Genomic DNA, 13,010 nt, shown 5'->3' with positions numbered 1-13,010 from the left:
CGGGCTCAGAGGCTGTTGGCCTGGCGGATCTGTTCGAGCACATCCTTGGCGCTGGCCGGGATGGGGGTGCCCGGGCCGTAGACGCCCTTGACGCCGGCGTTGTAGAGGAAGTCGTAGTCCTGCGCGGGAATCACGCCGCCCACGAAGACGATGATGTCGTCCGCGCCCTGGCGGCGCAGCTCCTCGATGATGGCCGGCACCAGGGTCTTGTGGCCGGCCGCCAGCGTGGACACGCCCACGGCGTGCACGTCGTTCTCGATGGCCTGGCGCGCGCATTCCTCGGGCGTCTGGAACAGCGGGCCCATGTCCACGTCGAAGCCCAGGTCGGCAAAGGCCGTGGCCACCACCTTGGCGCCGCGGTCATGGCCGTCCTGGCCGAGCTTGGCGATCATCACGCGCGGGCGTCGGCCCAGCTGCTCGGACGATGCATCGATCTCGCCCTTGAGCTTTTCCCAGCCCTCGGCCGAGTCGTAGGCTGCTGCATACACGCCGGTCACCTTTTGCGTATCGGCGCGGTGGCGCCCGAAAACCTTCTCCAGTGCGTCCGAGACCTCGCCCACCGTGGCACGCAGGCGCACGGCCTGGATGGCCAGGTCCAGCAGGTTGCCCTCGCCGCTTTCGGCGGCCTGGGTCAGGGCCTGAAGGGCGGCCTCGACCTTGGCCGCATCGCGGCTGGCCTTGATCTGGTTCAGGCGCGCGATCTGGCTGTCGCGCACCTTGACGTTGTCCACCTCGAGGATGTCGATGGCGTCTTCCTTGGCCAGCTTGTACTTGTTGACGCCGACGATGACATCCTTGCCCGAGTCGATGCGCGCCTGCTTCTCGGCGGCGGCGGCCTCGATCTTGAGCTTGGCCCAGCCCGAGTCCACGGCGGCGGTCATGCCGCCCATGGCCTCGACCTCCTCGATGATCTTCCAGGCGGCGTCGGCCATGTCCTGGGTCAGCTTTTCCATCATGTAGCTGCCGGCCCAGGGGTCGATCACATTGGTGATGTGGGTCTCTTCCTGGATGATCAGCTGCGTGTTGCGCGCAATGCGGGCCGAGAACTCGGTGGGCAACGCGATGGCTTCGTCAAAGCTGTTGGTGTGCAGGCTCTGCGTGCCGCCGAAGACGGCGGCCATGGCCTCGATGGTGGTGCGCACCACGTTGTTGTAGGGGTCCTGCTCGGTCAGCGACCAGCCGGAGGTCTGGCAGTGCGTGCGCAGCATCAGGCTCTTGGCCTTCTTGGCGCCGAAGCCCTTCATGATGCGGCACCACAGCAGGCGGGCCGCGCGCATCTTGGCGATCTCCAGGTAGAAATTCATGCCGATGGCCCAGAAGAAGGACAGCCGGCCCGCGAAATCGTCCACATCCATGCCCTTGGCCGTGGCGGTCTTGACGTACTCCTTGCCGTCGGCCAGCGTGAAGGCCAGTTCCAGCGCCTGGTTGGCGCCCGCCTCCTGCATGTGGTAGCCCGAGATCGAGATCGAGTTGAACTTGGGCATGTTCCGGCTGGTGTACTCGATGATGTCGCCGATGATGCGCATCGACGGCTGGGGCGGGTAGATATAGGTGTTGCGGACCATGAACTCCTTGAGGATGTCGTTCTGTATGGTCCCCGACAGCTGGTCCTGGGCCACGCCCTGCTCCTCGGCCGCCACCACGTAGCCGGCCAGCACGGGCAGCACCGCGCCGTTCATGGTCATGGACACGCTGATCTTGTCCAGCGGGATCTGGTCGAACAGCACCTTCATGTCCTCGACCGAATCGATGGCCACGCCGGCCTTGCCCACGTCGCCCGTGACACGCGGATGGTCGCTGTCGTAGCCCCGGTGCGTGGCCAGGTCGAAGGCCACCGACACGCCCTGCCCGCCGGCGGCCAGCGCCTTGCGGTAGAAGGCGTTGGACTCCTCGGCCGTGGAAAAGCCCGCGTACTGGCGAATGGTCCAGGGCCGGCCCGCGTACATGGTGGCCTGCGGGCCGCGGATGTAGGGCTCGAAGCCTGGCAGGCTATCCGTATGGGGCAGGTTGGCCGTGTCTGCCGCCGTGTACAGCGGCTTGACGTCGATGCCGTCGGGCGTGGTCCAGTGCAGTGCCTGGATGTCGCCCCCGGGAGCGGCCTTGGCGGCCGCCTGGGCCCATTTCTGCAGGTCGGCAGTTGCGAATTCCTGGCCGTTCTGCGCTGTCGGATGGTCTTGTCTCATGTTCTCAGGCTCGTGAATGACAGGTGCCCTTGAGGGCATGCCCCAGAGCTGCCGCAGTTTACATCATTCATAATTATTCATTCAAAATATCTTTGCCGATACAATGCGGGCCACATGTCGACAAACACCCTCACTCCCCGCGCTCTCTACGAACAGGTTGCAGAGAAGCTGCGCCTGCGCATCTTCGAGCACGAGCTGGCGCCCGGTGACTGGATCGACGAACTGAAGATTGCCGAGGAGTACGGCATCAGTCGCACCCCGCTGCGCGAGGCCCTGAAGGTGCTGGCCGCCGAGGGCCTGGTCACCATGAAGGTGCGCCGTGGCGCCTATGTGACCGAGGTGTCGTCCAAGGACATTGCCGATGTCTATCACCTGCTGAGCCTGCTGGAATCCGATGCCGTTCAGGTGGTGGCCGAATCGGGCAGCGACGAAGAGCTTGCCGCCCTGCAGCAGACCCACGAGGAACTCAAGGCGCAGACGCGCGATGCAGACCGCTTCTTCGAACTCAACGAGAGCTTTCACATGCAGCTGCTGCAGATTGCCGACAACCGCTGGCGCAACCAGCTGGTGGCCGATCTGCGCAAGGTGATGAAGCTCAACCGCCACAAGTCGCTGTTCAAGCAGGGCCGCATCGAGGATTCGCTGGCCGAGCACGAGACCGTCATGCAGGCCCTGCTGCGCCGCGATGGCGCTGCAGCGGCCCAGGCCATGCGTCAGCATTTTCAGAACGGCCTGGCTGCGGCGTCCTGAAGCCTGCCGTTCGGCGCTCTTGCACAGCCGGCACCATCTGGCGCGGCCATGACGCGCAGGCGGCCGCCCCGTCTGGAATCGGGCCCGGTGTGCAACGGTGGCGACGTAGGCAGACATGCGGCTCCTGGTTGGTTTCAGAGTGGACACCCGAAAACGCTGCAGTGCAGCATAAACGCGTGCGCCGCGCCCTCTCATGTCCGAAGCTGACGCCAGGGCCTGCGGAAAGCCCCGGCTATCATCGGCGGCTACATCCACTTCGGCCTGCACCCTCCTCGCATGAGCATCCAAGACCCAGCCCGCGCCCCTTCCCTGGCCATGAGCCTGCCAGCCGATGCCAGCATGGCCACGGCCTCCACCCTGGTGGAAATGCTGGCCCTGCGCGTGCAGCAGACGCCCGCAGGCGAGGCCTACCGGGCCTATGACGAGGATGTGCGCAGCTGGAAGACCCTGAACTGGGCACAGGCCGGCGAGCGCGTGGCCCTCTGGGCGCAGGCGCTCGCCGCGCAGCAGCTGCCGGCAGGATCGCGCATCGCCATCCTGCTGCCCAACGGACTGGACGCCATGTCCATCGACCTGGCCAGCCTGCGCTGCGGCCATGTGCCCGTGCCGCTGCACGCCATAGACAACGCGGGCAGCATTGCCTACATCCTGGCCAATGCCCAGGTGTCCATGCTGTTCGTGGCACAGCAATCCACTTGGGACAAGATCTGCGCCACAGGCCAGGCCCTGCCCGCGCTACGCAAGGTGGTCGTGGCGTCGGCCAAGCCGGCTTCCCGCGCCGCAGAGCCTGAAACCGAAGGCGATGCCGCCGTCCTGGAGGCACTTCGCCAGATCCCCGTGCAGCCGCTGGCCCCATGGCTCGCTGAAGGCGGCGCAGTCCCTCTGCCCCCGCCTCCCTCTGCCGAGGACCTGGCTGCCGTGGTCTACACCTCGGGCACCACGGGCAAGCCCAAGGGCGTGATGCTCACGCACCGCAACGTGGTCTCCAACGTGCAGGCCGTGATGCAGCGGCTGCAGCCTCGCAGCGACGATGTTTTCCTCTCCTTCCTGCCGCTGTCGCACACCTTCGAGCGCACGGCTGGCTACTACCTGGCGCTGGCCGTGGGCGCCTGCGTGGCCTATGCGCGCTCGGTGGCCCAGCTGGCCGAGGATCTCAAGACCCAGCGCCCCACGGTGCTGGTGTCCGTGCCACGCATCTACGAGCGCGTGCACGCCAAGGTCATGGAGACGCTGGCCCGTGCACCGCTCAAGGCCCAGCTGTTCGAGCTGGCCCAGGCCAGGGGCTGGCAGCGATTTTGTGAAACACAAGGCATTGCCGATGCGCAAGCGCCCCAGCCCGAAGTGCCGGGCTGGATGCAATGGCTGCCCTGGCCGGTGCTCAACCACCTGGTGGCCAAGCCGCTGCTGGCCCAGTTCGGTGGCCGCGTGCGCGTGGCCGTCAGTGGCGGCGCGCCGCTGTCGCCGACGATTGCGCGCTGTTTTCTGGGCCTGGGCCTGCCGCTGATCCAGGGCTATGGAATGACGGAAACCTCACCCGTGGTCTGTGCCAACACGCTGGAGGACAACCACCCCGCCACCGTGGGCCACGCCCTGCCCGGCGTGGAGGTGCGGATTGGCGAGAACCGGGAACTGCAGGTGCGTGGCCCCTGCGTGATGCGCGGCTATTGGGAGCGCCCCGAAGACACCGCCAAGACCTTCACCGACGACGGCTGGCTGCGCACGGGCGACCAGGCGGTGATCGAGGACGGGCGCGTGCGCATACAGGGACGCATCAAGGAAATCATCGTCACCTCCACCGGCGAGAAGATTCCACCGGCCGACCTGGAGCTGGCCATTACCGGCGACCCGTTCTTCACCCAGGTCTTTGTCGTGGGCGAAGACCGCCCTTTCATCGCCGCCGTGGCCGTCATCGAGCGCGGCGAATGGCAGACCATGGCCCGGCGCCTGGGCCTGGATCCCGAAGACCCCAAGAGCCTGAACCACTCCGCCGCCGAACGCGAGGCACTGGCACGCATCGAAAAGCAGGTGGCCAGCTTTGCCCGCTATGCCGTGCCACGCGCCGTGCATCTGGAGCTGGAGCCCTGGACCATAGAAAACGGGCTGATGACGCCTACCCTCAAGCTCAAGCGCAACAACCTCATGACGCGGTTCGAGTCGCAGATCGCCGCCATGTACAGCAAGCCTGCCGAGCGCTGGCAAGGCCGCAACAGCGCGGGTTGACCCCCTGTTCCTGACAAGCAGCCGCCGCTCAAAACGGCGGCTTTTTCTATTTTTGATATGGATTTGATTTATGTAAGTTACATTGAACTGATCAAAAAGAAAGGAAGAGCGCACTGCGCACGCTCTTCCCGGGTCTGCGTCAAGCAGCTGCCAGTGTCAGGCCGGGGCTCGCCATGCCGATCTCCTTCGCCGAGCTGATCTGGAACGTGGCCACCGCCTGTGCCAGCACCCGCGCCTGCCGTTCCAGGCTGGCTGCAGCGGCTGCCGACTCTTCCACCAAGGCGGCATTCTGTTGCGTGACCTGGTCCATCTGGGAGACGGCCTGGGTGATCTGCCCCAGGCCACCGCTTTGCTCCACGCTGGAGGCGGAGATGGCCTCGATCAGTGACGCCACCTCGCTCACCTGGGCTTCAATGGCGTCCATGGCCTTGCCTGCTTCCCGGACCTGGTTGCCGCCTGTCCGCACCTTGTCGGTGGATGCCGTGATCAGTGCCTTGATCTCCCGCGCCGCTGCGGCGCTGCGCTGGGCCAGGGAGCGCACTTCCCCGGCCACCACGGCAAAGCCCCTGCCCTGCTCGCCTGCCCGCGCGGCCTCCACCGCTGCATTGAGCGCCAGGATATTGGTCTGGAAGGCAATGGAGTCGATCACGCCCGTGATCTCGGCAATCTTTCCGCTGCTGGCCGAGATTTCGTCCATGGTGCCGATGACCCTGGCGACCGCTCCGCCGCCCACGCCGGCCACCTCCTTGGCACGCACGGCCAGGGCGCTGGCCTGCCGCGCGTTCTCGGAACTCTGGCCCACGTTGCCGGCCAGCTGCTCCATCGACGCCGCCGTCTCCTGCAGGCTGGAGGCCTGGTGCTCAGTGCGGCTGCTCAAATCCTGGTTGCCGGCAGCGATCTGGCTGGACGCCGTGGTCACCGACTCCACCCCGCGCCGCACATCGCCAACGATGTTTGCCAGCGACTCGCGCATGGCGCTCATGGAGCGCAGCAGGTCGCCGACCTCGTCACGCCCAGTGGCCTGGATCTCGGACGCCAGGTCGCCCTGCTCGATATGCCGGGCCACTTCCACGGCCGACTTCAAGGGCACCGTGATGGAGCGCGTGACCATGTAGCCCAGGGCCACGGCCAGGATGACGGCCGCCGCCACAAAGCCGTAGATCAGCATCTGCGACCGTGCAAAAACCTCCCTGGAGTCCCCATAGACATCCTCCGACGTCTTGAGCTGCAGCTCGACCAGCTCGCCGATCTTGGCGCTGATGGGATCGATGCTGGCATACAGCGCGCCGTCGAACTCATCCAGGCTGCCGGCCTTCTTGCCGTCCAGCTGCTTGAGGCGCTGCAGCAGTTTGTCGATGCTCTGGTTGGCCGGCGCGAACAGCGCCTGGGCCTGCTTGGCCAGCACGGCCTCCTGCGCTGTGAGCTGGGTGGACGAGTAGCTGCGCCAGGCGGCCTCGATCGCGGGCAGCGTGCCCGAGATGCTGGCCGATGCCTCCTGCGCCGTGATCAGGCCCGCATTGGCTTTATTGACCGTGTCTATGACGTTGACGGCATAGGCATCCGCAATCTGCTTGAGCTGCTTGAGTGGAACCACACGGTCCTGGTACAGGGTCTCCGTGCCCGAAAATACATGGCCCAGCGCCCTTGCGCCGACGCCCCCTACGGCCATCAGACAGACCAGCAGGACAAGAAAGACGGCTGTAAGCCGGGTACCGATACGCACATCGCTGAGTTTTTTCATCGCAGAACCTCTGGCCCAGTGCTGCCTTCGGTATAGGCCATCGCTATCGCATCCAGGCAGTCACATTAGCTGCCTTATCGGTAGCGGTGGCCGATTTCTTGAGAGACAAAACTCAATAAGTTCCGCGAGATGTGTAAAGACACCCCCCACAGTGCGAATGCCCCGCCCCTGCCCTCAACCCCGTTGCCAGGCCAACCCATCCAAGGCACGGCCAATCCATTCATGTAAGTTACATTGATATCATCAAAAAAATGGCCCGTGAAAGCACGAGCCATGTCCATTCAGACGTAGACGTCGACCACGCCACCCAGTCCGGGCGCCTTGTTGCTCTTTGGCTGGGACGGCGACTTGGCTTCGGCCGCCTGCTGCTGCTCGCGCTGCTTGTCGATCTGGGCCTGCTGCCTGGCGCGCATGAGCGCCTCGATCTGGCTTTGCACCATCATGATCTGCGACTGCAGCAGCTTGGCCTTCGTCTGCTTGGCCTTGGCGTCGATGTTCTCGGAAGACACTTCCTTGAGCGCCTGCTGCAGCTCCTTGAGCTTGCGCTGCAACGCAACGATGTCATTGCCGCCGGAGGATGAAGCGGCTCCCGAGGCGGAAGCCGATGTGGAGGATGAGACTTGCATGCCTCATACATCGTCCACCGCCGCACAAACTGAAGGCCGAAAACACGCCTGCCCCGCCAGTAGTCACCCCAGCCAATGCCGCAGCGCTCCCGCCGATGCAATGCCGATCAGCACCGTCGGCAGAATGGGCAGCCGGCTCGCGGCCACCAGCGTCACCACCAGGGCCAGCAGATCGGCCGGCCGCTCGGACACAAACGCCGGGGCAATCACCGAGATCAGCACGCAGCCCGGCAGGCTTTCCATCACGTACTGCATGCGCGGGCTCAGCGTGCGCCCGCGCAGCAGCAGGTAGCCGATCACCCGCGTGAAATACGTGCTGCACGCCATGAGCACCAGCGTCAGCAAGGTTGTGGCTTCCATCGCTCAGCTCCTGGGCGCCAGCAAGGCCGCGCAGATCAGGCCCGAAACGGCGCCGGCCGCCACATACCAGGCGCCAGGCACCAGCTTGTAGACCAGGGCCGCCGTCAGCAGGCTCACCAGCCAGGGCCGGCAAGGCCTGACGCCCTTCCACATGCCGCGCAGCAGCACCAGAAACACGGCGGTGAACGCCATGTCGAAGCCGTACTGCTCCAGGTCGCCAATGCGCGGCCCCAGAAACGCACCGGCCGCCGTGCACGACACCCAGGCCATGTACAAGCCTGCCGACACGCCCATGTAGTAAGGCAGGCTCACGCGCCGGGCGGCACTGCGCTGCGCGTCTGCCAGGGCCAGCGCCCAGCTTTCGTCGCACATGAAGAACAGGGCCGGCAGCGCACGGCGCCTGGGCAGATGGCGCAGATAGGGCGCCAGTGCCGCCCCCATCAGGATGTGCCGGCAATTGACCAGGAAGGACATGGCGACGATCAGCAGCGCATGCGGCGGCGAGGTCCACAGCCGTATGGCCGTGAACTCCGAGCCGCCGCCGAAGTTCATCCCGGTCATGAGAGGAACCTCCAGCGGTGCCAGCCCCTTTTGCACGGCCTGGGCGCCCAGCACCAGGGCAAAGGGCACGAAGCCCAGCATCACGGGAATCGCATCCCTGAAGCCGCGAAAGGCCTCGGAACTGCGGGAGACGGAATCTGCCGAAACGGCAGCGGGGGAAAGTGGAATGGATGAAGACATGGAGAGCGGCGATTGTCGGCCTGTGCCGCTGGAATTTGCTGCCGATTCATGCTTTCGCCAGCCATTTCACGGCCGTTTATGCCGATCTATTCGAGCAACTGGAAATAATCTGCCGCACAAGCGCTGCACAAGCGCCGCTCAACCCATTTCCATGGCTGGCGGCGCTCCTCGGATGGCCGCGCCTGCCCTCCTGACATTTCACGAAACCCAACAGCCATTGGCTCCCGCCATGCTGCAGTGCGTCGCAAACGGCTGTGCCAGCCAGGGCGGCAGCGGGACCATGAAGCCCTCATCACTTCGCTTCACCTGAAAGGTTCCCCATGCGCACTTCCGACTTCACCCGCTTCATCGCCCTGACCGCCCTCAGCCTGGGCCTGGCCGGCACCGCCCTCGCCCAGGACGCCACGCCCTCCTCCACTGCTGCCCCCACCGACCTCAGCCGTGCCCAGGTGCTGGCCGACCTGGAAATGTGGCACCGCGCCGGACTCACCTATGTCTCGGACCGCGAGATCGATGTCCGCTCCACCGAATACCAGCGCGGCCTGGAGCGCTACCAGCAACTGCGCGCCAGCCCCGCCTACCGTGAGGCCGTGGCAAGGCTGGAGAAGGGGCATGCGGTGGCCCAGGACAAGTGAGCTTGAAGGCGGCCCGTGGCGGATCTGGGGAGCTGAAAGCCACCGGCGGATCTGGATAACCCTGATACCGTCCCCGGCACCCTCACGTCACACGGTCAACCGGTGTTTCTGCAATAATTGCCGCAACAATCATTGCGCAGTCAATTATTTCACCCGCAGACACCATGACCCAGCCTCCCCTGCCCAACGGCCTGCAGCCCTCGGACTTCTACAGCCCTGGCAGCTACACGCCCTTCGAGAGCGTGGGGTTCCTCATGCGCAAGGTGCTCAGCTCAATCCTGCAGCAGGCCGATGCGCAGTTGGCCGAGCATGAGCTGACCTATGTGCAGTGGCTGCCGCTGTACAAGCTGCTGCTGTGCAGCGATGCCACCAATGCCGGCATGGCGCGTGACCTGGGGCTGGATCCGGCCTCCATCACGCGGGCGCTGGACCGGCTGGAGTCCAAGGGCATGCTGCGGCGCGAGCGCTCCACCGTGGACCGCCGCGTGGTCAAGCTGGTGCTGACCGATGAAGGCCGTGCCATGGCGGCCAAGGTGCCGCAGGTGCTGTCCAGCGTGATGAATGCCCATATGGCCGGCTTCAGCCATGACGAGTCGCGCCAGCTGCTGGACATGCTTCGCCGCCTGCTGACCAATGGCGATGCGATGCGCGCGCCGGAGGCTGCGCCGCCGGCCCCTGCGCCTGCCACGCCTGTCGGCTGACAGCGCCAGCGCCCTTTTCCCGCCCCGGTTTCCGATTTCCTGATTCTTGACCCCCAACAGGCAGACCACCATGCCCAAATCCTTTGTTTCCGTGTCCGCCGCGCCCCGCCGCGTGGCCGCCGCAGCGGCCACCCTGTGCGCCGCGCTGGCCCTGGCCGGTTGTGCTTCCCAGGGCCCGGCCCATGAGCCGCTGGCCCGGCTGGGCGCCTCCGACCTGGGTCTGACGGCCCAGTCCGAGACAGGCTCCAATACCAGCCTGCCCGCCGCCGATTGGTGGAAGTCCCTGGGCGATGCCCAGCTGGATGCGCTGATCGCCCAGGCGCTGCAGGGCAGCCCCAGCCTGGCCATGAGCCGCGCCCGCTTCGACAAGGCTGCCGCCCTGGCCACGGCCACCAGCACGGCCACCGATGTGCGCGGCACGCTCGGCGTCGACGCCACGCGCCAGCACTACAGCGCCAACGGTCTGGTGCCCGCACCCATTGCCGGCCATACCTACAACACCGGCAACCTGCAGGCCGGCCTGAGCTGGACGCCGGATTTCTTTGGCCGCCATGCCGCCGACCTGCAGGCCGCCCTGGGCCAGGCCCGTGCCGCCCAGGCCGACAGCGCCGCCGCCGCCAACCAGCTGGCGGCCCAGGTGGCGCGCAGCTATGTGGCGCTGGCTCGCCTGATTGCCCAAAAGGATGTGGCTGGCCGCACGCTGACCCAGCGCCAGTCTCTGCTGGACCTGAGCCAGCAGCGCACGCGCGCCGGGCTGGACAGCCAGGTGGAGCTGACCCAGGCCCAGGCCGGCCTGCCCGACGCCGGCACCCAGATCGAAATGCTGGACGAGCAGATCACGCTGGCGCGCCGCACCATCGCCGTGCTCTGCGGGCAGGCGCCCGAGGCGCAGCTGCAGCTGTCGCCCCGCCTGGCAGCACTGCAGATCCAGGCCGTGCCCGGCCAGTTGGGTGCCGATCTGCTGGGCCGCCGCCCCGATGTGGTGGCCGCGCGCTGGCGCGTGGAGTCCGCAACGCAAGGCATAGAGAGCGCGCGGGCGGATTTCTACCCCGATATCAATCTCACGGCCTTCATCGGCCTCAATGCCATCGGCCTGGACAACCTGTTCAAGGGCAGCTCGCGCCAGATGGGCATCACGCCCGCGCTGCGCCTGCCCCTGTTCGACGGCAAGCGCCTGCGCGCCCAGTTGCGCGGCACGCAGGCCGACCTGGACACCGCCATTGCCCAGTACAACGGCGTGGTGCTCGATGCGGTCAAGGAAGCGGGCGACGCCATCACTTCCGTGCAATCGCTGGTGCGCCAACAGCAGCTGCAGGCCGAGTCGCTGGAGAAGGCCGAACGCGCCTACGACTTTGCCGTGCAGCGCTACAAGGCCGGCCTGGCCAGCCAGGTGACGGTGCTGAACACCGAAACCCAGGTGATCACCCAGCGCCGCCTGGACGTGGACCTGCGCGCCCGTGCGCTGGACACGCGCGTGTCGCTGATGAAGGCGCTGGGCGGCGGCTGGACCGATGGCACGGCTGCCGTGCAGGTCAGCCAGCACTGAGATCGCAACCCGCACAGGAATCCACCGCACTCTTGACCCTCCACCGGGCAGACCGCCAGCCAGCGTGACAGACCGCCAGCTTCCTGCCCCGGCCGCACAACCACATTCACAGATAACAAAGCGCCGTACACCATGACCGACACCAACAAGCAAGCACCCAGCCCTGCCGCCGCACCGGCCGCAGCCTCGCCCGTGGCCAATCCGCAGGGCCGCCGCAAGGGCCTGACCCTCGTCGCCGCCGCCGTTGCGGTCGCCGCCGTCGCCTGGGGCGGCTGGCACTGGATGGTGGCCCGCAACTACCAGACCACGGACAACGCCTATGTGGCGGGCAACGTGGTGCAGATCACGCCGCAGATCGGCGGCACGGTCATCAGCATCGGCGCCGACGACACCGACTACGTCAAGCCCGGCCAGCTGCTGGTGCAGTTGGACTCGGCCGATGCCCTGGTCGCCCTGTCCCAGGCCGAGTCGCAACTGGCCCAGACCGTGCGCCAGGTGCGCACGCTGTACGCCAACAATGCCCCCCTGGTCGCCCAGGTGGCCCAGCGCGAGGCCGACCTGGCCCGCCTGCAGGCCGACGCCGCCCGCGCCCGCGAGGACGTGGACCGCCGCCGCCCGCTGCTGGCCACGGGCGCCGTGGGCAAGGAAGAGTTCGACCATGCCCAGTCCCTGGCCCGCACGGCAGGCAACGCCGCCTCTGCAGCAGAAGCCGCCGTGCGCGCCGCCAAGGCACAGCTGACCGCTGCCGAAGCCCAGACCAAGGGCAGCAGCGCCGAAGAGCACCCCAGCGTGATCGCCGCTTCCGCCAAGGTGCGCGAGGCCTATCTGGCGCTGCAGCGCACGCGCCTGGTCTCGCCCGTGGAAGGCTATGTGGCCAAGCGCGGCGTGCAACTGGGCCAGCGCGTGGCCTCGGGCGCGCCGCTGATGACCGTGGTGGGCCTGCACAACCTCTGGGTGGATGCCAACTTCAAGGAAAGCCAGCTGGCCCAGCTGCGCATAGGCCAGAAGACCGAGCTGACGGCCGATGTCTACGGCGACAAGATCAGCTACCACGGCACCGTGGTGGGCATGGGCGCAGGAACCGGCGCGGCCTTCTCGCTGCTGCCCGCGCAAAACGCCACCGGCAACTGGATCAAGGTGGTGCAGCGCGTGCCCGTGCGCATTGCGCTGGCGCCGGAAGACCTGGCCCAGCACCCGCTGCGCGTGGGCCTGTCCATGGAAGTCAAGGTGGACGTGCGCGACCAGCAGGGTGAAGTCCTGGCAACCGCCACGCGCAATGCCCCCGTGGCCCAGACCTCCATCTACGACATGGCGTTGCCCCAGGCCGAGGAGCGCATCGCCCACATCGTGGCAGGCCAGAACGTGGCGCCGCTCAAGCAATTGCCCGAGCTGCCACCCGTTGCCATGGCCGATGCGCAAGACAGGGCACAGGGCAAGGCGCCAGCCGCAGTGGCCTCCGCGCCGGTTGACGCGCAGGCCACGCAGTCCAAGTAAGCAGGCATCGCTT

At 66.6% G+C, this 13,010-nt stretch carries 12 protein-coding genes; 7 read left to right on the top strand and 5 right to left on the bottom strand.

Features of this window, described 5'->3' with window-relative positions; genetic code table 11:
- Positions 1 to 5: 5 nt before the first annotated feature.
- Positions 6 to 2,183: a methylmalonyl-CoA mutase gene (scpA, locus tag DACI_RS18860; RefSeq protein WP_043781953.1), complete on the bottom strand. Its 2,178-nt coding sequence runs from the start codon at positions 2,181 to 2,183 to the stop codon at positions 6 to 8.
- A 114-nt stretch (positions 2,184 to 2,297) separates the two neighbouring features.
- Here scpA and DACI_RS18855 point away from each other — a divergent pair, with 114 nt between their 5' ends.
- Both DACI_RS18855 and DACI_RS18850 read left to right on the top strand, forming a co-directional pair.
- Positions 2,298 to 2,933: a GntR family transcriptional regulator gene (locus tag DACI_RS18855; RefSeq protein ID WP_012205578.1), complete on the top strand. Its 636-nt coding sequence runs from the start codon at positions 2,298 to 2,300 to the stop codon at positions 2,931 to 2,933.
- Positions 2,934 to 3,209: 276 nt separating this feature from the next.
- Positions 3,210 to 5,153 (top strand): AMP-dependent synthetase/ligase, encoded by a 1,944-nt coding sequence (locus DACI_RS18850; RefSeq protein ID WP_012205577.1) that lies wholly within the window; start codon positions 3,210 to 3,212, stop codon positions 5,151 to 5,153.
- 139 nt (positions 5,154 to 5,292) lie between these two features.
- On the opposite strand, the gene DACI_RS18845 is transcribed toward DACI_RS18850, so the two are convergent.
- The 4 genes from DACI_RS18845 to DACI_RS18830 form a co-directional block, all read right to left on the bottom strand.
- Complete coding sequence (locus DACI_RS18845; RefSeq protein WP_012205576.1) at positions 5,293 to 6,894, bottom strand: methyl-accepting chemotaxis protein; 1,602 nt, start codon at positions 6,892 to 6,894, stop codon at positions 5,293 to 5,295.
- Positions 6,895 to 7,175: 281 nt separating this feature from the next.
- Positions 7,176 to 7,520 (bottom strand): FlxA-like family protein, encoded by a 345-nt coding sequence (locus tag DACI_RS18840; protein WP_012205575.1) that lies wholly within the window; start codon positions 7,518 to 7,520, stop codon positions 7,176 to 7,178.
- Between the two features lie 63 nt (positions 7,521 to 7,583).
- Positions 7,584 to 7,880 (bottom strand): AzlD family protein, encoded by a 297-nt coding sequence (locus tag DACI_RS18835; RefSeq protein ID WP_012205574.1) that lies wholly within the window; start codon positions 7,878 to 7,880, stop codon positions 7,584 to 7,586.
- 3 nt (positions 7,881 to 7,883) lie between these two features.
- Positions 7,884 to 8,621 carry an AzlC family ABC transporter permease gene (locus tag DACI_RS18830; protein ID WP_012205573.1) on the bottom strand — a complete coding sequence of 246 codons (738 nt, stop codon included), beginning with the start codon at positions 8,619 to 8,621 and terminating at the stop codon, positions 7,884 to 7,886.
- On the opposite strand from DACI_RS18830, the gene DACI_RS32135 reads away from it, so the two are divergent.
- From DACI_RS32135 to DACI_RS18810, 5 genes are all read left to right on the top strand, one after another.
- Complete coding sequence (locus DACI_RS32135) at positions 8,612 to 8,815, top strand: hypothetical protein (protein ID WP_157059681.1); 204 nt, start codon at positions 8,612 to 8,614, stop codon at positions 8,813 to 8,815. The genes DACI_RS18830 and DACI_RS32135 overlap by 10 nt on opposite strands.
- A gap of 126 nt (positions 8,816 to 8,941) precedes the next feature.
- Positions 8,942 to 9,256, top strand: a complete 315-nt coding sequence (locus tag DACI_RS18825; RefSeq protein ID WP_012205572.1) for a DUF4148 domain-containing protein — start codon at positions 8,942 to 8,944, stop codon at positions 9,254 to 9,256.
- A gap of 164 nt (positions 9,257 to 9,420) precedes the next feature.
- On the top strand, positions 9,421 to 9,957 hold the full coding sequence (locus tag DACI_RS18820) for a MarR family winged helix-turn-helix transcriptional regulator (protein WP_012205571.1): 537 nt from the start codon (positions 9,421 to 9,423) through the stop codon (positions 9,955 to 9,957).
- Positions 9,958 to 10,027: 70 nt separating this feature from the next.
- Positions 10,028 to 11,503: an efflux transporter outer membrane subunit gene (locus tag DACI_RS18815; RefSeq protein WP_012205570.1), complete on the top strand. Its 1,476-nt coding sequence runs from the start codon at positions 10,028 to 10,030 to the stop codon at positions 11,501 to 11,503.
- Between the two features lie 132 nt (positions 11,504 to 11,635).
- A complete protein-coding gene (locus tag DACI_RS18810; RefSeq protein WP_012205569.1) occupies positions 11,636 to 12,997 on the top strand; it encodes an HlyD family secretion protein in 1,362 nt (453 codons plus the stop codon).
- The last annotated feature ends 13 nt before the right edge of the window (positions 12,998 to 13,010 follow it).

The organism is Delftia acidovorans SPH-1, from assembly GCF_000018665.1.
GTDB lineage: Bacteria > Pseudomonadota > Gammaproteobacteria > Burkholderiales > Burkholderiaceae_C > Comamonas > Comamonas acidovorans.
The sequence above is the reverse complement of the archived record's forward strand: the minus strand, read 5'-3'. Positions and strand labels throughout refer to the sequence as shown.